Here is a 20,086-nt window from a genome sequence, read left to right on the forward strand (position 1 = left end):
TTACTGAGTTTTTATCATCATTCCGGCAATAACTCCTTTACAAACCATACTTCCTTCTGCATTATACATAACCACCTTGCATTTGAGCTTATTAAATCTAAAATATTGTTTTTCTGAAACTACCCTTACCGTTTCACCCGGATAAATAGGTTTTAAATATTCAATTTCTGAAGATGTCAATGCTACCTGAGATAAATTCTCTTTTTTATTTTCAGTATTTAATAAATAAATTCCCAGACAAACAACACCAATCTGAGCCATACACTCTGTTAATATGACACCTGGTGTGACGGACTTATTTTTAAAATGTCCTCTATAAAATTCCATTTCCGGTAAAAATGTGAATTCACCGATAATAGAATTTTCATCTACTTCAAGAATATGATCTACGAATAAAAAAGGTTCAGAATAAGGTAACTGTGAAATAATAGAAGTACTGTCCAACTTGTTGTGTGATTACAATTACATTAAGTGTTCGCCCCCGTTCACGGGAATAATGGTACCGGTTATCCAGCTGGCTTCATCTTTGCTTAATAGATACACTGCGTTGGCGACATCATCTGGAACGGTTAATCTCCTAAACGGATTATGTTTTAAAGCGTGCACGCGTAAGGTCTCATTTCCAGGAATCATTTGGAAGGAACGGGTTACGGTAATTCCGGCCTGAATACAGTTTGCCCTTATCCCATGCCTGGCAAATTCCAACGCCATACTCCTGGTAAGTGATTCCAGAGTAACCTTTGCTGCTGAAACTGCCGCATAGTTCTTCCATGCTTTTTTATTGCCGTCACTGGTAAAAGAAATTACCCTGGCATCTTTAGCGAAAAGATTATTTCTAAAAACAGCCTGCGTCCAATCGTAAAGACTTAAAGCCATGGCATCTATGGTTAGCTGAAAATCAATATTTCCCAAAATATTTTCTTCGCCAATCATAGGTTTTAGATTTCCTTTGGCTATACTGTGCAAGAGAGTTCTAATTTTGCCTTTTTTACCTATAAGCTGTTTTATTTTGGCAACCAGCTCTTCCCTGCTTTCTTTTTTTACAGCATCGGCATTAAAGCTTTCAAATTGAACGCCCGATGCTCTAATTTCGTCAAAAGCTTCTTCAATATCAGGTATTTCGCTTCTCCTGTCACGATGAATAATAATAATGTTCATCCCATGTTTGGCCAGTTTTTTAGCACTGGCATAACCAAGGCCGCTACTTCCCCCCAGAATAAGTGCCCAATAATTTTGATCTTGAAAGTCCATCACCATTCTATTAAAATTCTTTGTGCCGAAAAACCGGGACCAAAACTGAGCATGATTCCTTTTTCCCCTCTTTTGATATTTTTATTCAAAAATCTTTCAAGGACATAAAGAACCGTTGCACTACTCATATTACCATAAAGGCGTAAAGTTTCCCGGGTATCGTCTATATTCTTTCCTAAGTTACCAAAAAGATCAGAAACTGTCTGCACAATTTTTCTACCACCGGGATGAAATATTAAATGATCCACTTTATCTATTGAAGTTCCGTATTTCTCCAAAAACGGATGTATTATCTCCGGAAAGTGACTGGAAATAGTCTCGGGAACCGCAGGGTCTAGGATCATTTGTAAGCCCGTATTTTTAAGGTCAAAACCCATCATATGAGTGGCGTCAAAAAAATGGTACATTTCTTCTCCTACTATGGCCGGGCCAACGGCATTCTCTTCAGAAGATAGTAAAACGCAGGCTGCTCCATCCCCAAAAATAGCTGCACTCACCATATTTGCCATACTAAAATCATCAAGCTGAAAAGTGGCCGTAGGGCTTTCTACGGCGATCACTGCTGCTCGTTTACCAGGATTAGCTTTTAAAAAGTTGTAGGCGTATATCATTCCTGAAATTCCCGCTGCACAACCCATTTCGGTTACCGGCAGGCGGGTGATATCTCGCTTTAAATTAAGCTCATTTATTAAATAGGCATCCAGAGAAGGTATCATAATTCCGGTACAACTAACCGTAATTATATAATCCAGGGAATTTGGTTCCCAGCCCGAATTATCTAAGGCTTTCTTCAGAACATTCCCCCCTAATTTCTTCACTTCCCGAACATAAATATTATTCTTGTCTTCAAAGGAAGTTGCCGTAAAAACATCTTCAGGAGACATGATAGAATATCTTTTATCTACTCCGGCGCCCTCAAAAATCTTAAGGATTTTTCTTCTGAACCTTTCATCCTGATCTGCCAGCCAATCTTCCACAAGAGGTAACACGTCTCTTGTTTCTCGTGAATATTCCGGAAGCTCCTTTTCAACCTTAGCAATTTTTACACTCATAATTCAATGATTCTTTTTAATAATCCACTGGTACCTAAACGCCCATTTCCAGGAAATTTCATGATTTTCTGCCGGAATCTCTAAAGCAAACTTCTTAATATCTTCCTTTTTAAAACCTCGTAAAATAGAAATTAAACCGTCTTTACGAGCAATTTTATTATGAACGAAAACCGCACAAAATGCTTTAAAAAGAAAATAAGCTGAGCTGCTTCTTTGTAAATCATTGACCACCACTCCTAATCTGGATTGCTGGGATAATTGCTTTATGAGGCTCATAATCTCCCGATCCTTAAAATGATGTAATGTTAAGGTACAGAGGATGATATCAAATTCCATTTCTTTAAAAATTTTACTGAAAATATTATAGTCCAGGAATTTTAAATTGGTTTGATTTTCTGATAATTCGGTGGCGATTTGAACCGCATGCGCGTTCGCATCGATCCCGGTCAATTCAAAATTATAATTTTTACTTTCGGCCCATTTGGCAATTTTTCTAAGCATCGCCCCATTTCCGCACCCAATATCAGCAATACTGATTTTTTTTGATTTCGGACATTCACTTATTAATTTCTTAATTCCATCAATAGTAATTTGATTGCCGCCCAACCAGGCATTTATATTCTCCAAATCTTTTAATGTGCGTCGCAAATCATTTCCCATAAGATCGAAATCATCCATAATCTCGCTCTCCTTGCTGCGATATGAAGTATCTATTTTAAACATGAACTTTCTTTCCGTGAGTTCTTTTAATAATTTGTGGTAACAAACCTGGTATTTTATTTAAAACACCCTGGGAAATATTCGCAAAAGATTTATTCAATAAAATTTTTTGTAGTATTCTGCCAGTTCTAATTCTGGATCTAAAATGTTGATTCCATTCCTTTCTATAATTATTTTCAATATCTCTACGAGTTTTATTTCTATCGTTGTAGAAGCTCAGGAGGTTTTCTGCTGCAATTTTTGCACTATGAATTGCCATGGCCATTCCATTCCCACATAAAGGATGGATTAACCCTGCTGAATCTCCAATCATGAGAATATGATTTTCGATAAGTGATTTTTTATCAAAGCAAACCTGCGCTATGCTTAGTTCTTTTTTAAAATCCATTTCAGCAAGTTGGAAAAATTCATTTAAATGAGGGTTTTTCATTAGAACCTGTTCTTTGTATTCACCGGTATTCTTCTGATTTTTAAAACTCTCATAGGTTGCCAGATAACAAACATTTATAGTATTCAAATCTGTTCTCGAAAGACCGCAATAGCCTCCTTGAAAATTATGCAGGGAAACCAGGTTCTCAGGATATATTTCAGCCTTATAATGGGCTTTCACTGCAAGCCATCCCGACTGATCCTGAATAAACTTTCTTTTTAATTTCTTATCAAGGTTAGAGCGTTTTCCAAATGCTCCTAACACAAATTGCGACTGTATTATTTTTCCATCAGCAGTAGTTACTCTAAAATTCTGGTTGTTATATTCTATTTCTGTAGCTAAAGAATTTATTAGCTCACAGCCCGCATTTTTTGCTTTAGTATATAATAAATGATCAAGGGAGTACCGACTTACCCCAATACCACCCATCTCCAAATTAGCTTCTATCAATTTTCCTGAAACTGTCGAATACCGCAACCTATCAATCTTCGGTGCTTTGAGGCTACTTAGATCTAACTCCAAATATTCTAAATACGGAATGATTTCCTGGGAAAGATATTCGCCACAAACTTTATGGTGGGGATAATTTTCTTTTTCCAAAAGAACTACCTGAAGATTACTTCTACACAGATGTATTGCTGCTGTTAAACCTGCCAGGCCTCCGCCGATGATTATGATCTGGGTATTTTGCACTCACTGAAGGTACTTAAATAATAAAAAAATCCCGGATGAAGATCCAGGATTCTTTAAAGTTCTTTTCAAAAAAACCAATTAGTTTTCATTGTTTTGTTGTTCTGCCTGCTGCTTGGCCTGTTCTTTAAGCTCTTCATTAGCTACTATAGCAAGTTCTACCCTACGGTTCTTAGAACGACCCTCAGCAGTTGAATTATCGTATTTAGGCTGAGACTCTCCATACCATTTGGTGGTAAATCTACCTCTATCAATCCCATTATCTACAAGGTATCCGGTTACAGCCTGTGCCCTGTTTTTAGAAAGCGTTAAATTATAACTATCGCTACCAGTATTATCTGTATGTCCTTCTACGAGAATGTTAGATTGAGGATATTCTTTAAATATATCTGCTAACTTATTGAGAGTGGCTTGAGATTTGGAGTTGATATTATATTTTTCAGTATCAAAATAAACTCCGCTGGACTCGTCAAAAGTCACGTTGATTCCTTCACCTACACGCTCCACTTCAGCACCTGGGATTTCTTCTTCGATTTGCTTGGCTTGTTTATCCATTCTATCACCGATAATTGCACCGGCAGCACCACCAACAACACCACCAATAATAGATCCAAGAGCGGTATTACCGTCTCCGGTATTATTACCGATAACTCCGCCTATTACGGCTCCACCGGTAGCACCTATTACAGCACCTTTTTGTTTATTATTTGCGTTTCTGGTCGCCTCACAACCAAATAATAGGCTGGAAACAACTAATATTGCAAACATTTTATTCAAAACTGTATTCATAGCTATTCTATTTATATTATTTATTATTTAGAAAAATTCATTCGTATGGTAAAAGGAGAACCATCTAAACTTACTGTTTGCTCCCAAACCATACTGGTTTCAGTAACACTTTTCAGATTCAACCTGAAACCCTGGTTACCTGTTGTAGATTTATAATCGTCGTTTGTTGGCTTCAATAAGAAATCATAAACTCCAGTAGGAGTATTTTCTTCATCTATAGACCAAATAAAATAGTTTGTATCACCATCACAACCTACACCACTTACAGTATAGGTGCCGCGGTTGTTATTTGAAACAAAATCCCAGGTACTGTTTTCAAAGCAGGAAGCTGAAGCTTCGTTGAAAAGAGTTACATTAAAGTCTCCCGCATTATTAGGATAGGTAATACTGGTTAAGGTCCAATTGCCATCAAAAGTTTTTCTGGCTTCTTTTGCCACCTTACTGGTGCCTCCACATGCTGCAATTAGAGCTGCCATGGTAAATAAAAATAAATACTTTTTCATAGTAGGATTGGATTTAAATTAAAAATCCAATGTGTACTATGAACTTCATTAGAACACATTGGATACATAATTTGTTTTTTATATTATCTTCTGAAAAGTCTACTTAAAAGTGAAATAACCAGCAAGACAAGAAATATGTAGAAAATGATCTTTGCAATATCTGCTGCTCCTTCAGCTACACCACCGAAACCAAAGATTGCAGCAATGATAGCGATGATCAGAAAAATAACGATTAAACGTATCATAATTTATAGTTTTATTGATTAGTTAAGCCTAAATTACAGCAGTGATAGTACCTCCACAAAAGATTATTAATAATTTAACAGTGGATTTGTTAAGTATTCTTAATTCGTTGTGACTTATTCTACAAGCTTATTAATATTCTATTAAATCTTTCAGTTTTTCCCTGAACCTTTCTTTTGGTAAATATTGTTTCTCCAGGTTTTCAGCAAAAGGAATTGGAGTATCCATGCTTCCTACCCTTACAACTGGTGCGTCCAGATGTTCAAAACAATTTTCAGAAATTTGTGCTGCAACTTCAGAGGCAAAGCTGCCAAACTGGGAATCTTCAGTAAGAATGATACATTTACCTGTTTTTCTTACAGATTGAAAAATGCTTTCCAAATCCAGGGGTTGTAAACTTCTAAGGTCTATTAAGTCCGCATTGTTATATTCCATTTCATCCAGTGTTTCCAGAGCCCAGTGCACCCCGGCGCCATAGGTGATTATACTAATTTCCTCACCTTTTTTTAATATCGATGCTTTTCCAAATGGAAGGGTATAATAATCTACAGGAACCTCCTGCCTGATATTTCTATATAAACCCTTATGTTCAAAAAAAAGCACTGGATTTGGATCATTGAAGGCAGTATTTAGCAAACCCTTAGCATCATAAGGAAAAGCGGGATAAATTACCTTTAATCCTGGCACTTTCGTAAACCAGGCTTCATTGGTTTGGCTGTGAAAAGGCCCTGCCCCTACACCACCCCCACAGGGCATTCGTATCACCACATCTGCATTTTGGTTCCACCTGTATTTAACCTTAGCCAGATAATTCACTATTGGATTAAAACCAGAACTTACAAAATCACTAAACTGCATTTCTACCATGGCTTTCATTCCATTAATAGAAAGACCCATCGCTGCTCCAACCACTGCAGATTCACAGATAGGTGTATTTCTTATCCTTTCTTTCCCGAATTCCTCTACAAATCCTGCTGTAATTTTAAATACACCACCATAATCTGCAATGTCCTGTCCCATTAAAACAAGGTTCGTATGTTTCTGAACTGAAGCTCTTAAACTCTGAGAAATAGCATCTATAAAACGTATGTTTTCAGTTTTATCATTATGTTCAAATTGTTGATATTCAAATTTTTCAAAAACGTCATTTAACTCTACACTTGAATCTGAAACAATTACTTCTTCAGAAAAGGCTAATTGTAGATTTTCATCGATTTCAGAAAAGATTTCATTCCTTAATATATCTATTGTTTCCTGGGTGAGAATTTCCTTTTCTATTAAATATTCTTCAAAATTCTTAAGGGGATCTTTCAGCTGCCATTCATCCATCAATTCCTGAGGCACATATTTAGTTCCGCTGGCCTCTTCATGCCCCCGCATTCTGAAAGTTTTAAACTCTACCAGCACAGGGCGGGGTTCTTCCCTAATGCTTTCGGCTATTTCTGAAATTTGAGTATAGATCTCTAAAATATTATTTCCGTCGATCACATGGGATTCCATTCCGTAGCCAGCACCTCTATCTGCAAGATCCTTACAGCGGTACTGTTCTATTGTTGGGGTGGACAAGCCGTAGCCATTATTTTCAATGCAAAACAATACCGGCAGATCCCATACCGAAGCTATATTTAGGGCTTCATGAAAATCACCTTCACTGGTGCCTCCTTCCCCAGAAAAAACGGCTGTCAATTTTTTCTCATTCCTCAGTTTATGAGCGAGGGCAATTCCATCTGCAACACTAAGTTGCGGCCCTAAATGGGAAATCATTCCCACGATTTTATATTCTTGAGTACCAAAATGGAAACTCCTATCCCGTCCTTTGGTGAAGCCCGATGCTTTTCCCTGCCATTGAGCAAATAATCTATGCAAGGGAATATTCCTGCTCGTAAACACCCCAAGATTTCGATGCATCGGAAGTATATATTCGTCATCTTTTAAAGCTCTTGTCACACCAACAGCTATGGCCTCCTGACCAATTCCGCTAAACCATTTAGAAATCTTACCCTGCCTTAAAAGTATGAGCATCTTTTCTTCTATCATTCTGGGTTTGAGCAGGGATCGATAAAGATCCAGTAAAGTGGCATTAGAGAAATGAAAATCCTGATAATTCATAGCAGGAGATTTGGTGTTTTCAGGAAGCATAAAATGTTTTTATATCTCAAATGTAACCAAATTTCTATTTGCTAAGAAAAATATAAACCAATCCCATATCCCTTAATTTTATTTAACTTTGTATGTTAGCTTTAAATAAAATACTGCTTAAAATGGCAATGAATAACATCCCTAGCGTAAATTTGGCCGACTTTTTATCAGACGATCCAAAACGCAAAGAAAAATTCGTAAATGAGATTGGTAAAGCCTATGAAGAGATAGGCTTTGTAGCCTTAAAAAATCACTTCTTAAGCGATGAACTTGTTGATGAATTATATAAAGAAGTAAAATCATTCTTTGATCTTCCTCTGGAAACAAAACGTAAATATGAAATAGAAGGCCTTGCAGGACAGAGAGGTTATATTTCTTTTGGTAAGGAGCATGCAAAAGGCAAAAAAGAAGGAGATCTTAAAGAATTCTGGCATTTTGGTCAGGAGCCTTCTGAAGATGCCAATCTTACAGAAGAATACCCAGAAAATATACAGGTTGAAGAATTAAAAGATTTCAATCATACTGGAATGGAAGCTTATAGGATGCTGGAAAAAACAGGGATCTATGTGCTGAGAGCCCTGGCATTATACATAGGTCTGGAGGAACATTATTTTGACCATTGGGCCAGTAATGGAAACAGTATTTTGAGACCTATACATTATCCCCCAATTACAGAAGAACCAAAAGGCGCAGTTAGAGCAGGTGCTCATGGGGATATTAACCTTATAACTTTATTAATGGGAGCTTCTACAGGAGGCCTTCAGGTTTTAAGAAAAGATGGGGAATGGATCGATGCCGTTCCACAAGAAGATGAATTGGTGATTAATGTTGGCGATATGTTAGAGAGACATACCAATAATAAGCTAAGGTCTACCATCCATCGGGTAACTAATCCGCCAAAAGAACAATGGGACAAGCCAAGATATTCAATTCCTTTCTTTATGCATCCAAGAAGTGAAATGAAACTGAATTGTTTGGAAGAATGTATAGATGAAGATCACCCAAAACAGTATGAAGATATCACTGCAGGTGAATTTCTTCATCAGCGTTTGGTAGAGATAGGGCTCGCAAAATAATTGTTATGGCGAAAAAGAAATTAGGTCTGGAAGATCTCGGCGGTTTCGTTTTTTCGACCAATGATGATTTTGACGAATCTGAATATTCTAATGGCGAAACTCAAGAAGAACTTGCTCCTGGAGAACAGCAACTTGAAGCACATTTCAGCAATAAAGGACGTGGTGGTAAGACCGTAACGATTATCAGGGGTTATGAAGGTCCTGAAGAAGATTTGATAGCACTGGGTAAAATGTTGAAAAAAAAATGTGGAGTTGGTGGTTCCACTAAAGATGGTGAAATCATTATACAGGGTGATGACCGGGAGAAAATAATGAAGATTCTTAAAAAAGAAGGATATAAAGTTAAACGTGTTGGAGGATGATCTAGCACGTTTTTTATACGTTAAAATGAAGAGTAAAACCTTACACATAGTAAACGGCGATAGCCTTGCAGAACAGATGCAGGAATTAGATCTTCCCGGGGAACTCATTATCTGGAGGGAACTACTTTGTGAAGGGCCAACCAGTAAAGAGATAGACAGCAATTTTTTTAGATTAAGAAAGAAATTTCTCCTAAAAACCTATAACATTTCTGCTGAAAACTATGAGGAGCGTTTTATAGCTGAAATTAAAATCTTAAAAAAGCTGAAAGATTACGATAAAGTGGTGCTTTGGTTTGAATTCGATCTTTTTTGTCATCTTAATATGTTGGCAGCCATAAGTCTACTTGCAGAGAAACATGATTACCTTGATGTTTCTCTTGTATGCAGTAAAAAACTAAAAGGAGAGAAAGAGTTTCAGCCATTATCCCAACTTAATTCAAAAGAATTAGAGAATCATTATAAGAATAGGATTCCGCTCAATCAAGAGGATATAGAAGCAGCGGTACTTATTTGGGAATTATATTGTGGTGACAATCCATTAAAATTAAAACCACAGATAAAGGTTAACACCAATTTTGAATATTTGTCCAGTTGTGTAAGAGCACATATAGAGCGGTTTCCCAATAGTATTACCGGAATAAATTCTCTTGAAAAAAATGTGCTTAAGTTAATAGAGAAACATGATATTAAAAATATAAATCACCTTTTAGGTTATGCGCTACAGTACCAGGGATATTACGGGTATAGTGATAATCAAATGCAAAGGCTACTGGATAAATTGTCAATTTTCTATGAAACCACAGAAAATAAAATAGTCCTTTCCGAAAAAGGACACCTCGCCCTTGATGGTAAAAAGAACTTTTACAGGGAATTGAAAAATGAAGAATATTTTGGCGGAGCTAAAATGTATGATTTCCTTTATGAATCTGAATCCCACCGTTTATTAAAATTATAGAATGAGTTTAGAAGCTTCAGAGTTGATCCTTAATAAGGACGGTTCTATTTATCACCTTGGTTTATTACCTGAAGAAATTGCCAGCACAATAATTACGGTTGGCGACCCTGCCAGAGTACCAAAGATCAGTACTCATTTTGATACGATAGAAGTAAAAAAACAAAAGCGCGAATTCTGTACACATACCGGTACTTATAAAGGAAAAAGAATATCTGTGATGTCTACCGGAATGGGAACAGATAATATAGATATTGCCCTCAACGAATTGGATGCCCTCGTAAACATAGATCTAAAAGCAAGAACGCTCAAAGACAAAGTTACCAGCCTGGATATCATCAGAATAGGAACTACCGGTTCCCTTAGAAAAGAAATTCCTGTGGGGAGCTATATTTTAAGTGAATTGGCCATTGGTTTTGACGGACTCATGCATTACTACGAAGATGATTCATTTTTAAATAATGAAATTGCAGAAGCATTTGTAGAACAAACAGGATGGCCCACAAAAAGAGCTTTTCCTTATGTGGTGGAAGGCGCAAGAAAGCTTATCGAAAAACTGCATTCAGATATTATTGTTCAGGGCATGACTGGAACAAATGTTGGTTTTTATGGACCTCAGGGAAGGATTCTCCGGGCTAATGTTTCAGATTCGGAGATGAATGATAAAATTACCGCCTTTAGCTACGATAGGTTTAAGGTTACTAACCTGGAAATGGAAACCTCAGGAATATATGGAATATCCAAATTATTGGGCCATAATGCAGCTTCCATGAACCTGGTTTTGGCAAATAGGGAAATCGGTGATTTTTTAGAAAACGCTTCTGAAATGATGGAAAAACTAATCATTTATACGCTCAACAAGATCGCCGAATAATTTCTTATTTAACAATAAATTAAAAGCAAAGCATAGCCAACTTTGTATTTTTGATTAAACAATTTTGTATATCCGTTTCTGTCCTTATATTCTTTTGTCACCGTTAATTTATTTCAGGGCCTCATTTTAACTTTGATGATATTAAAATGAGATTCGGAAACAAGTTTAGAATGAGGTAATTAGGATAATTTACAGACAAACCAAAATAATTTATAATCCATGCAGCAACCTAACGACGACCGATTTAGACACCGAGATCTAAACTGGTTGAGCTTTAATGAACGGGTTCTTCAGGAGGCCGCAGATAAGATTAATCCTTTATATGAAAGGATGAAATTTCTGGCCATATTTTCTTCTAATCTGGATGAATATTTCAGGGTAAGGGTTTCTCAATTACGGCAAATGAAGCGGGTAAAAAAAAGTATCCGTAAAAAACTTGCCCTTCGTCCCTCAAAGATTACCAAACAAATTATTAAAGAAGTAAAAGAGCAACAGAATGCTTTTGGTGATATTTATCATAATCAGATAATTCCTGAGTTGGCTGAAAACGGAATTCATATTAAAGATGCGGCTCACTATAGTGATAATCACAAGAAGTTTGCTAACTCCTACTTCAATAAAAAAGTTGAGAAGCACATAAAACCAATGCTGATCGATCTTAATAAGGAAAATGAGCTTTTTCTGGAGAATTCGGTATTATACTTTCTTATTACCTTTAAAAATGAAGATAAACTTGCCGTGGTAAATATTCCCGTAGAGGAATGCGGAAGATTTGTGATGATGGATGATGTGGATGGAGAATATAATATCACCTATCTGGACGAAATTGTTCGGCATGAAGCTTTTAAAATATTTCCGGAAGATGATATTACCGGTATATACGAAATAAAACTTTCCCGTGATGCTGAACTTTATATAGATGATATTTACGAAGGGGTGCTGGCAGAAAAAATATATGCTTCACTAAATCAGCGTACAGATGGGCAGCCTACTCGTCTACTTTACGATGCAAAACTTCCAAAGGAGATTCATAAAAAAGTTCGTAAACTTTTAAATCTTGGAAAAATTGATATGATGCCAGGCGGGCAATATCATAATTTCAAGGATTTTTTCTCTTTCCCGGATCCTACAAATAATACAAGATTACATTTTAAAGAATTACCTGCCCTACCCCACAAAACGCTGGATAAAAGCAAAAATTATTTCGAAGATATTGCTGAAAAAGATCAGGCTTTACATTTTCCTTATATGTCTTTTTCTTATGTGGAAAAGTTCGTGGATATGGCTGCTGAAGATAAAGATGTAACAGATATAAGTATTTCTTTATATAGAGTCGCAGACGAATCCCAATTAACAAATTCCCTGATTAAGGCCCTGGAAAATGGAAAGAAAGTAACTGTTTTTGTGGAAGCTAAGGCAAGATTTGATGAAGAAAACAATATTAGCTGGGGAAGAAAATTTGAAGAAAAAGGGGCTAACGTTATATACAGCTATCCTAAAGTTAAGGTACATTCCAAGATTATGCTAATCGGCAGGAATGAAGGTGAGGAGAAAGTACGGTATGCCTATATAGGTACCGGAAATTTCAATGCCGAAACCTCCAAAATCTATTGTGATCATGCCATATTTACAGCAAATAAAAATATTACCAAAGAGTTACATAGATTATTCAAAGTACTGGAAGGTGAGTTGATAATCCCAAGAGAAAAAAACCTGCTTATTTCACCCTTTTCTACCCGGCAGGAATTTGTAAAACTAATTTACAACGAGATCGAAAATGCCCGGGAGGGTAAAAAGGCTAAGATCACCGCCAAAATGAACAGCCTGGAAGACGAAGAAATGATCGAACTTCTCTACAAGGCCAGTGAGGCCGGTGTGGAGATTAGAATGCTTATTCGTGGATTTACCTGTTTAATCCCCGGAATAAAAGGTTTAAGTGAAAATATTTATATAACCAGTGTGGTAGACAGATATTTAGAACATGGCAGAATTTATCTTTTTGAAAATGGAGGTGAAGAATTGATGTTCTACGGTAGCGCCGATTGGATGAATAGAAACCTGGATAGAAGGATAGAAGTGATCTCCCCCGTACTGGATGAAGATATTAAACAGGAATTCAAGGAAATCCTGAATATACAGTTAAAAGATAACGTAAAAGCCCGCATTCAGGATGCCGAAGAATCCAATAAATATATAGAACGAAAAAAAGGTGATAAAAAAATACGTTCTCAGTATGAAATTTATAAGTATCTGAAGAAAAAGCACACATCATGAAAACGATTACAGTAGGGGGTGTTCCGGAACATTTTAATCTTCCCTGGCATCGCTGTATTGAGAATAAAAAATTCCTGGAAGCTGGGGTTAAGGTAATTTGGAAAGAATTTCCCGAAGGTACCGGTGCTATGTGCAAAGCCTTGCGTACTGGTGAAATAGATGTCGCAGTTATTCTTACTGAAGGAGTGATACGCGACATTATCAATGGAAATAAGAGTAAAATTATACAGACATATATTGGGAGTCCATTAATTTGGGGAATTCATGTAGATGCAGCTTCACCGTATAAAGATTTACAGGATCTGGAAGGTACCAGTGCCGCAATTAGTAGAATGGGTAGTGGATCTCATCTAATGGCTTATGTAAATGCGGAACATTTAGACTGGGATATTAATGAATTAAAATTCGAAATCGTTAATAATCTTGATGGAGCCATTCAGGCTCTAAAAGATGACGATGCCCAGTATTTTATGTGGGAACATTTTACCACCAAACCACTGGTAGATAATAAAACTTTCAGGTTAATTGCCGATTGCCCTACTCCGTGGTCTTGTTTTGTAATTGCGGCCAATGAAGAAAGCATTAGAACAAAACCTGAAGCTCTGAAAACAATGCTGGAGGTATTGAATTCAGAAACCAAAGATTTCAAACTTCAGAAGAATATTGCTGTCGAACTTTCTGATAGATATCAGCAGAAGTTAGAAGATATTAGGAAATGGCTGGATCTTACCAGTTGGAGTCAGGAGCAAATTTCAGAAGATGAAGTGAATAAGGTGATGGAAAAATTATTGACTTTAAAATTAATCGACTCCAAAACTAAATATTCCAAAATCACCCATAATTTGTAACATTACCATTCTATAGATTCTTTTCCATTCTTTATTAAATATTCATTTGTTTTACTAAAATGCTTATTTCCAAACCAGTAACCGCGATTGGCACTTAAAGGTGATGGATGCCCACTAGTTAGGATCAAGTGTTTAGAAGCATCGATGAGCTTCGCTTTCTTTTTGGCATAACCACCCCACAATAAGAAAACTACATTTTCTTTTCTATCAGATATCAACCTGATTACCTTATCCGTAAATTTTTCCCATCCTTTATTTTGATGGGATCCCGCCTGGTGTGCTCTAACCGTTAAAGTAGCATTCAGGAGCAAAACCCCCTGGTTAGCCCAGCGTTCGAGGTTTCCGGTATTTGGTAATGGTTTATCTAAATCTGAATCTATCTCCTTAAAAATGTTTATTAAAGAGGGAGGAAAAGCAATACCATCTTTAACCGAAAAACATAAACCATTAGCCTGTCCTAATCCATGATAAGGATCCTGTCCCAATATTACCACCTTAGTGTCTTCAAATTTTGAATGGTCAAAAGCCGCAAATATATCTGAACCTGGCGGAAAGCATTTGTGCTCAGTGTACTCTTCTTTAACGAAACTTATTAGCTCTTTAAAATACTCTTTTTCAAATTCGGTTTCCAGCTCCTTTTTCCAGCTCTGATCTATTCCTACGTTCATGAGAATTAAGTAACTTTGTATCGCCTCAAAAGTAGGGAAAAATTCATATGATAAAAATTAGCTCCAGGAGTCTTGACGATCTGGAATTTCCAGTAGTCTGTAACCAAATTAGCGAATTATGCATCACCGGCCTGGGCAGGGAAAAAGCGCTTGGCATACAACCCTATCCTAATTATAAAAAAACGGTTTTCGGTTTAAATCAAACCAAAGAATACTTCGATTCTAAAACAGTGGATCAGCCTATCCCCAATCATGGTTTTGATGCTATTCAGCAGGAAATAAAATTACTTGGTATTGAAGGCTCTGTGGTTGAAATTAGCGGGTTCAGAAAGATAGCTTCCATTACAGAAAGCGTTAACGCACATTTAAAATACTTTAAAAAATTCAAGGAGCATTACCCGGCCCTCTCTGAAACTGTCTCTCATATTGAATTAGATTATAGCCTTACCGATAGGATTAACGGAGTAATAGACCGTTTCGGGGAAATGAAAGATGATGCTTCTCCCCTGCTTCAGAATTTAAGAAGGTCTATAAATTCTGTAAAAGGAAAAATAAATTCAAGTTTCAATGCTGCTTTAACCACCTATCAGTCTTACGGGTATCTGGATGAAATAAAAGAAAGTGTAGTAGAGAACGTTCGGGTTCTTGCCGTGAGTTCCATGCATCGCAGAAAGGTAAAAGGTGGGATCCTGGGAAATTCAAAAACCGGAAGCATTGTTTACATTCAACCCGAAGCGACGTATCAATTTACCAGAGAGTTGAATAATCTGGAATATGAGGCTAAAGAAGAGGTAAAAAGGATTTTAAAAGCTTTAACCGAATTTACACGCCCCTACCGTGAAACTTTAATAGAATATCAGGAGTTACTGAGCGATATGGATGTGATTGCGGCAAAATCTAAATACGCTGAGAAAATAAATGGTGTCTTGCCTAAAATAACCAAGGAAAGGGAATTGCATATTCAGGATGCCTATCATCCGTTACTTTATTTGAGCAACAAGAAAAAAGGCGAAAAAACATTTCCTCAAAGCATAGAGTTAATTCCAAATAACCGGATCATGGTCATTTCCGGGCCCAATGCCGGAGGAAAAAGTATTACGCTGAAAACGGTTGGTTTACTACAGGTAATGCTTCAAAGCGGAGTGCTTATCCCAGTGCACGAATACAGCCGAATGTGCATTTTTAGAAAAGTCCTTACCGATATTGGTGATAATCAATCCATTGAAAACCACCTGAGCACCTATAGTTACAGGTTGAAGAATATGAATTATTTTCTTCGGAAATGTGACGAGAAGACCTTATTCCTGATCGATGAATTTGGAACAGGTAGTGATCCTGAACTTGGAGGAGCCCTGGCGGAAACTTTTCTTGAAGTATTCTATGAAAAAGGTTCTTACGGGATATTAACTACGCATTATGCCAATCTTAAAAAACTGGCGAACGAACTTCCCGAAATGAGCAATGCCAATATGATGTTCGATAATAAAACGCTGGAACCTCTATATAAACTTCAGGTTGGGGAAGCCGGGAGTTCATTTACTTTTGAAGTAGCACAAAAAAATGGTATTCCCTATAGCCTTATTAATCGTTCCAAAAAGAAAGTGGAACGTGGTAAAATACGTTTTGACAGGAGTATTGCCAATCTTCAAAAAGAGCGATCTGTGCTTAGAAAAACTACAGATTCACTTAAGGAAAAAGAACAAAAAGCTGCAGCCCAAAAAGATAAACTTGAAGAGGTAAACTCCCGAATTCAGCAAAAACTGGAAAATTATCAGGAACTTTATGACGCTAACCAAAAACTTATTTACTTAGGACAAAAAGTAAATGATCTTAGTGAAAAATACTTCAGTAATAAGAAGAAAAAAGAGCTTATTGGCGAGTTCCTGAAGCTGGTAGAAATCGAAAATTCAAAGAGAAAAAAAGAAAGCGCTGCGGAAAAGAAAAAGAAAAAAGCCAGGGAAAAACAATTAAAACAGGAAGTTCAGAAGAAAATTCAACCGATTAGAGAAAAGAAAAAGGAAGATAAAAAGAAAGAGGAAGAGTTTAAAAAGAAAGAAGCAAATAAGCCTAAAGCGAAATTAAAAATTGGCGATCGCGTAAGACTTGAAGATGGTAAGGCGGTTGGTTCTATTGACAATATTGAAAAAGGAAAGGCTATAGTAAATTACGGAATGTTTACGACTTCTGTAGGCCTGGAACAGTTGGAGCTGGTGCAGGCAGCAAAAAAATAAAGTTATGAGCACTATTTTACCTAAAAATAAAAAGATCGTACTTTTTGATGGAGTTTGTAATCTCTGTAATGATGCAGTTCAGCGTATAATAAAGCATGATAAAAAGGATGTTTTCAGGTTTGCCTCCCTGCAAAGTGATTTGGGAAAAAAGCTGGTGGAAGAGAGAAACCTGGATCCCGAAGCGTTAGATTCCATTATCTTAATTGATCCTGGAGTAGCTTATTACAGAAAATCAACTGCCGCTTTGGAAATTTCAAGGGATCTTTCAGGTGGCTACTCATTATTAAGAAATTTCTTGTTTCTTCCAGAAAGCCTGCGGGATGGTATTTACGACCTTATTGCAACAAACCGCTATAAATGGTTTGGTAAAAAAGACCAGTGTATGATCCCTTCTCCCGATTTAAAAGCTAAATTTTTAGAATAAAACACTTCTAAACCAATTCTCCCCGAGGCGGAGCCGTCGGAGAATTTATAAGGTTAAACTTTTTCAGTTTTAGCAAGTGTTTCTTCTTCAGGATGATAATCATCATCCCATTCCTTTACGTTGGGAGGTCCCATCATATCTACAGATTTGGCGACCATCAGTGATACCGCCGCATCCCCGGTTACATTTACGGTGGTTCTACACATATCCAACGGCCTGTCTACGGCAAATATCAGGGCTAATCCTGCCTCAGGAATACCTGCCTGAGCAAGTACAATAACCAACATGACCATTCCGGCTCCGGGAACCGCTGCAGAACCAATAGATGCTAAAGTTGCTGTTGCAATAATTCCTAATTGTGCACCCAAAGTAAGATCCATCCCGAATGCCTGAGCAATAAATACTGCTGCCACGGCCTGGTATAAGCTGGTCCCATCCATGTTAATAGTCGCTCCAATCGGTAATACAAAACTCGTAACCTCCTTGTTAACTCCCATATGTTCTTCTACTCTTTCCATAGTTACTGGAAGGGTGGCCGCACTGGAACTGGTAGAAAATGCAAGTAATTGAGCCGGAGCGATACCATTGATAAAAAAAGATGGTGTATTTTTTGTGAATACCCAAACCAATAACACATATACCCCAATCATCAAAGCGAGACCGAGTAAAACTGTTAAGGCATACATAGCCAGAGCTGCAAAAAGATCGGCGCTGGGAGATTCCACTACCAGGGCTGCCAATAATGCAAAAACACCGTATGGCGCTGTGAGCATGATCAGGTCGATCATTTTTAAGATCACTTCATTGAAGCCATCAAAGAAATCCTTTACCGGTTTAGCAGTTTTTTCTGGAATTAGGATTAAACCAATTCCGAAGAAGATAGCAAAAAAGATTACCTGTAACATATTGCTATTATCGCTGGCTGCACCAAATATATTACTGGGCACAAGATCTTCCAGGGCTTGCAGAGGCCCAGCTTCTTTTTGCTTTTGCGCATCAGATATCCTCACAGAAGCATCCCCTTCATAACTTGAAATAAGATCACTTCGGGTTTCTTCTGAAATCGTCCTGCCAGGACCTATAAGATTTACCAGTAGTAGACCAATAGACACCGCAATTATCGTGGTTACAATATAAGTGGCAATGGTTCGGGTACCCATCTTAGAAAGCTTGGAAATGTCTTTTAAGTCAGAAATTCCCTTAACCAGCGAAGCCAGGATTAATGGCACTGCTATTAATTTAAGGGCATTAATAAAAATGTTACCGAATGGTTTGATCCAGTCGCCAACAAAATCTGCCCCCCAACTAAAATTAGTCATGATAAGGGCAAAAACAACCCCTGCAGCCATTCCTAATAATATCTGCCAATGCAGTGCAAGTTTTTTCATATTATTTTATTTCTAAAAATTAGATTTTCGATGATTTATTCTGAAGATAATAGTCGGCAATGACTAATGCGGCCATAGATTCAACTATAGGCACGGCCCTTGGGACCACACAGGGATCATGTCTTCCTTTTCCCTGCATTTCAACCTGTTCACCTTTAGAATTGATGGTTTCCTGCTTTTGCATCAATGTAGCAACCGGTTTAAAAGCTACTTTAAAATAAATATCCATGCCGTTGGAAATACCACCCTGTATACCCCCGCTTAAATTAGTTTGGGTAGAACCATCTTTATTAAAATGATCGTTATGTTCACTTCCCCGCATCTTTGTTCCTTCAAATCCACTGCCGTATTCAAAACCTTTTACGGCATTAATAGAAAGCATGGCTTTGGCCAGCTCAGCATGTAGTTTATCAAACACAGGTTCCCCAAGGCCTTTTGGTAAATTCTTAATCACACATTGAATTGTTCCTCCAACCGTATCGCCATCTGCCCTTATTTCCCTGATATAAGCTTCCATTTCTTTAGCCATATCAGGATCGGGACAACGAACAGGGTTTTTTTCTATTTCTGAAAAATCAAGTTCAGAATAATGCTTTTCTAATTCTATTTTTCCTACGGAAGAAACAAAGGCATTAAAACTTATATTTTGAAGCAGCTGCTTGGCAATACTACCGGCCACTACCCTACAGGCAGTTTCCCTGGCGGAAGATCTGCCGCCACCGCGGTAATCCCTAACGCCATATTTCTCATCATACGTATAATCTGCATGGGAAGGCCTGTACGTATCTTTTATATGTGAATAATCTTTGGATTTCTGGTTGGCATTTTTAATAATGAACCCAATCGGTGTTCCGGTAGATATCCCTTCGAAAATTCCTGAAAGAAATTCTACAGTATCAGGCTCTTTCCTCTGAGTAACAATAGCCGACTGTCCGGGTCTTCTTCTGTTCAAATCATTTTGAACACTTTTAATATCTATTTCAAGGCCCGCAGGACACCCGTCTATAATACCACCAATTGCAAGACCATGAGACTCGCCGAAAGTGGTTAATCTGAACATTTTACCAAAGGAATTTCCGGGCATTTATAGGATTTTCAACAAATGTAATTTTTTAAGAACATATTTGAAAATGGAATCCTATTTAATCTTAAATATTGCTCAACAGCTCTGC

General features: G+C 37.2%; 20 protein-coding genes. 8 read left to right on the forward strand and 12 right to left on the reverse strand.

The genetic code is table 11. The annotated features are described in order from the left end of the window. From Q1K34_RS09090 to Q1K34_RS09130, 9 genes are all read right to left on the reverse strand, one after another. The gene (locus Q1K34_RS09090; RefSeq protein ID WP_300437517.1) at positions 1 to 444 is read right to left on the reverse strand and encodes a 3-hydroxyacyl-ACP dehydratase FabZ family protein; all 444 of its coding nucleotides are present in this window, start codon (positions 442 to 444) and stop codon (positions 1 to 3) included. An 18-nt stretch (positions 445 to 462) separates the two neighbouring features. Further along, complete coding sequence (locus Q1K34_RS09095) at positions 463 to 1,257, reverse strand: SDR family oxidoreductase (RefSeq protein ID WP_300437520.1); 795 nt, start codon at positions 1,255 to 1,257, stop codon at positions 463 to 465. Further along, positions 1,251 to 2,303: a type III polyketide synthase gene (locus Q1K34_RS09100; RefSeq protein ID WP_300437522.1), complete on the reverse strand. Its 1,053-nt coding sequence runs from the start codon at positions 2,301 to 2,303 to the stop codon at positions 1,251 to 1,253. Before Q1K34_RS09100 ends, Q1K34_RS09095 begins: the two co-directional genes overlap by 7 nt. Before the next feature lie 3 nt (positions 2,304 to 2,306). Beyond that, positions 2,307 to 3,026 carry a methyltransferase domain-containing protein gene (locus Q1K34_RS09105; protein ID WP_300437525.1) on the reverse strand — a complete coding sequence of 240 codons (720 nt, stop codon included), beginning with the start codon at positions 3,024 to 3,026 and terminating at the stop codon, positions 2,307 to 2,309. Next, complete coding sequence (locus Q1K34_RS09110) at positions 3,019 to 4,146, reverse strand: NAD(P)/FAD-dependent oxidoreductase (RefSeq protein WP_300437528.1); 1,128 nt, start codon at positions 4,144 to 4,146, stop codon at positions 3,019 to 3,021. Before Q1K34_RS09110 ends, Q1K34_RS09105 begins: the two co-directional genes overlap by 8 nt. A gap of 78 nt (positions 4,147 to 4,224) precedes the next feature. Further along, entirely contained in the window at positions 4,225 to 4,932 is a 708-nt protein-coding gene (locus Q1K34_RS09115) for an OmpA family protein (protein WP_300437531.1), read from the reverse strand. 23 nt (positions 4,933 to 4,955) lie between these two features. Continuing rightward, the gene (locus Q1K34_RS09120) at positions 4,956 to 5,435 is read right to left on the reverse strand and encodes a lipocalin family protein (protein WP_300437534.1); all 480 of its coding nucleotides are present in this window, start codon (positions 5,433 to 5,435) and stop codon (positions 4,956 to 4,958) included. Positions 5,436 to 5,518: 83 nt separating this feature from the next. Then, complete coding sequence (locus Q1K34_RS09125) at positions 5,519 to 5,680, reverse strand: DUF1328 family protein (RefSeq protein WP_083645587.1); 162 nt, start codon at positions 5,678 to 5,680, stop codon at positions 5,519 to 5,521. Between the two features lie 130 nt (positions 5,681 to 5,810). Beyond that, positions 5,811 to 7,787: a dehydrogenase E1 component subunit alpha/beta gene (locus Q1K34_RS09130; protein ID WP_300437682.1), complete on the reverse strand. Its 1,977-nt coding sequence runs from the start codon at positions 7,785 to 7,787 to the stop codon at positions 5,811 to 5,813. Positions 7,788 to 7,945: 158 nt separating this feature from the next. Here Q1K34_RS09130 and Q1K34_RS09135 point away from each other — a divergent pair, with 158 nt between their 5' ends. The 6 genes from Q1K34_RS09135 (at position 7,946) to Q1K34_RS09160 (ending at position 14,203) form a co-directional block, all read left to right on the forward strand. Next, entirely contained in the window at positions 7,946 to 8,893 is a 948-nt protein-coding gene (locus tag Q1K34_RS09135; RefSeq protein WP_300437685.1) for a 2-oxoglutarate and iron-dependent oxygenase domain-containing protein, read from the forward strand. Between the two features lie 5 nt (positions 8,894 to 8,898). Further along, the gene (locus Q1K34_RS09140) at positions 8,899 to 9,255 is read left to right on the forward strand and encodes a translation initiation factor (RefSeq protein ID WP_300437539.1); all 357 of its coding nucleotides are present in this window, start codon (positions 8,899 to 8,901) and stop codon (positions 9,253 to 9,255) included. A gap of 25 nt (positions 9,256 to 9,280) precedes the next feature. Further along, positions 9,281 to 10,210 (forward strand): DUF1835 domain-containing protein, encoded by a 930-nt coding sequence (locus tag Q1K34_RS09145; RefSeq protein ID WP_300437542.1) that lies wholly within the window; start codon positions 9,281 to 9,283, stop codon positions 10,208 to 10,210. A gap of 1 nt (position 10,211) precedes the next feature. After that, the gene (locus Q1K34_RS09150; protein ID WP_300437544.1) at positions 10,212 to 11,081 is read left to right on the forward strand and encodes a nucleoside phosphorylase; all 870 of its coding nucleotides are present in this window, start codon (positions 10,212 to 10,214) and stop codon (positions 11,079 to 11,081) included. 219 nt (positions 11,082 to 11,300) lie between these two features. Continuing rightward, on the forward strand, positions 11,301 to 13,355 hold the full coding sequence (gene ppk1 / locus Q1K34_RS09155) for a polyphosphate kinase 1 (protein WP_300437547.1): 2,055 nt from the start codon (positions 11,301 to 11,303) through the stop codon (positions 13,353 to 13,355). Next, positions 13,352 to 14,203, forward strand: coding sequence for a substrate-binding domain-containing protein (locus Q1K34_RS09160; RefSeq protein WP_300437550.1), 852 nt, complete (start codon positions 13,352 to 13,354; stop codon positions 14,201 to 14,203). The genes ppk1 and Q1K34_RS09160 overlap by 4 nt, the downstream gene beginning before the upstream one ends. A gap of 2 nt (positions 14,204 to 14,205) precedes the next feature. Here Q1K34_RS09160 and Q1K34_RS09165 read toward each other — a convergent pair whose 3' ends face one another. Then, entirely contained in the window at positions 14,206 to 14,871 is a 666-nt protein-coding gene (locus Q1K34_RS09165; RefSeq protein WP_300437553.1) for a uracil-DNA glycosylase, read from the reverse strand. A gap of 47 nt (positions 14,872 to 14,918) precedes the next feature. On the opposite strand from Q1K34_RS09165, the gene Q1K34_RS09170 reads away from it, so the two are divergent. Continuing rightward, positions 14,919 to 17,102, forward strand: coding sequence for a DNA mismatch repair protein MutS (locus tag Q1K34_RS09170; RefSeq protein ID WP_300437556.1), 2,184 nt, complete (start codon positions 14,919 to 14,921; stop codon positions 17,100 to 17,102). Positions 17,103 to 17,106: 4 nt separating this feature from the next. Then, positions 17,107 to 17,526 carry a thiol-disulfide oxidoreductase DCC family protein gene (locus Q1K34_RS09175; protein ID WP_300437558.1) on the forward strand — a complete coding sequence of 140 codons (420 nt, stop codon included), beginning with the start codon at positions 17,107 to 17,109 and terminating at the stop codon, positions 17,524 to 17,526. A gap of 53 nt (positions 17,527 to 17,579) precedes the next feature. Here the strand turns inward: Q1K34_RS09175 and Q1K34_RS09180 are convergent, their stop codons facing one another. Both Q1K34_RS09180 and aroC read right to left on the reverse strand, forming a co-directional pair. Continuing rightward, positions 17,580 to 18,914 carry a dicarboxylate/amino acid:cation symporter gene (locus Q1K34_RS09180; RefSeq protein ID WP_300437561.1) on the reverse strand — a complete coding sequence of 445 codons (1,335 nt, stop codon included), beginning with the start codon at positions 18,912 to 18,914 and terminating at the stop codon, positions 17,580 to 17,582. Between the two features lie 19 nt (positions 18,915 to 18,933). Then, entirely contained in the window at positions 18,934 to 19,998 is a 1,065-nt protein-coding gene (gene aroC, locus Q1K34_RS09185; RefSeq protein WP_300437564.1) for a chorismate synthase, read from the reverse strand. Positions 19,999 to 20,086: the final 88 nt, after the last annotated feature.

The sequence above is a fragment of the Christiangramia sp. genome, from assembly GCF_029937855.1.
In the GTDB taxonomy this organism is placed as follows: Bacteria; Bacteroidota; Bacteroidia; order Flavobacteriales; family Flavobacteriaceae; genus Christiangramia.

Excerpts from the sequence above, each read along its gene's own strand:
- Q1K34_RS09115 (WP_300437531.1), bottom strand. The coding sequence starts at position 4,932 with ATGAATACAGTTTTGAATAAAATGTTTGCAATATTAGTTGTTTCCAGC.
- Q1K34_RS09170 (WP_300437556.1), top strand. The coding sequence starts at position 14,919 with ATGATAAAAATTAGCTCCAGGAGTCTTGACGATCTGGAATTTCCAGTA.
- Q1K34_RS09145 (WP_300437542.1), top strand. The coding sequence starts at position 9,281 with ATGAAGAGTAAAACCTTACACATAGTAAACGGCGATAGCCTTGCAGAA.
- Q1K34_RS09120 (WP_300437534.1), bottom strand. The coding sequence starts at position 5,435 with ATGAAAAAGTATTTATTTTTATTTACCATGGCAGCTCTAATTGCAGCA.
- Q1K34_RS09130 (WP_300437682.1), bottom strand. The coding sequence starts at position 7,787 with ATGAATTATCAGGATTTTCATTTCTCTAATGCCACTTTACTGGATCTT.
- aroC (WP_300437564.1), bottom strand. The coding sequence starts at position 19,998 with ATGCCCGGAAATTCCTTTGGTAAAATGTTCAGATTAACCACTTTCGGC.
- Q1K34_RS09095 (WP_300437520.1), bottom strand. The coding sequence starts at position 1,257 with ATGGTGATGGACTTTCAAGATCAAAATTATTGGGCACTTATTCTGGGG.
- Q1K34_RS09175 (WP_300437558.1), top strand. The coding sequence starts at position 17,107 with ATGAGCACTATTTTACCTAAAAATAAAAAGATCGTACTTTTTGATGGA.
- Q1K34_RS09150 (WP_300437544.1), top strand. The coding sequence starts at position 10,212 with ATGAGTTTAGAAGCTTCAGAGTTGATCCTTAATAAGGACGGTTCTATT.
- Q1K34_RS09160 (WP_300437550.1), top strand. The coding sequence starts at position 13,352 with ATGAAAACGATTACAGTAGGGGGTGTTCCGGAACATTTTAATCTTCCC.
- Q1K34_RS09180 (WP_300437561.1), bottom strand. The coding sequence starts at position 18,914 with ATGAAAAAACTTGCACTGCATTGGCAGATATTATTAGGAATGGCTGCA.
- Q1K34_RS09105 (WP_300437525.1), bottom strand. The coding sequence starts at position 3,026 with ATGTTTAAAATAGATACTTCATATCGCAGCAAGGAGAGCGAGATTATG.
- Q1K34_RS09125 (WP_083645587.1), bottom strand. The coding sequence starts at position 5,680 with ATGATACGTTTAATCGTTATTTTTCTGATCATCGCTATCATTGCTGCA.
- Q1K34_RS09140 (WP_300437539.1), top strand. The coding sequence starts at position 8,899 with ATGGCGAAAAAGAAATTAGGTCTGGAAGATCTCGGCGGTTTCGTTTTT.
- ppk1 (WP_300437547.1), top strand. The coding sequence starts at position 11,301 with ATGCAGCAACCTAACGACGACCGATTTAGACACCGAGATCTAAACTGG.
- Q1K34_RS09100 (WP_300437522.1), bottom strand. The coding sequence starts at position 2,303 with ATGAGTGTAAAAATTGCTAAGGTTGAAAAGGAGCTTCCGGAATATTCA.
- Q1K34_RS09135 (WP_300437685.1), top strand. The coding sequence starts at position 7,946 with ATGAATAACATCCCTAGCGTAAATTTGGCCGACTTTTTATCAGACGAT.
- Q1K34_RS09165 (WP_300437553.1), bottom strand. The coding sequence starts at position 14,871 with ATGAACGTAGGAATAGATCAGAGCTGGAAAAAGGAGCTGGAAACCGAA.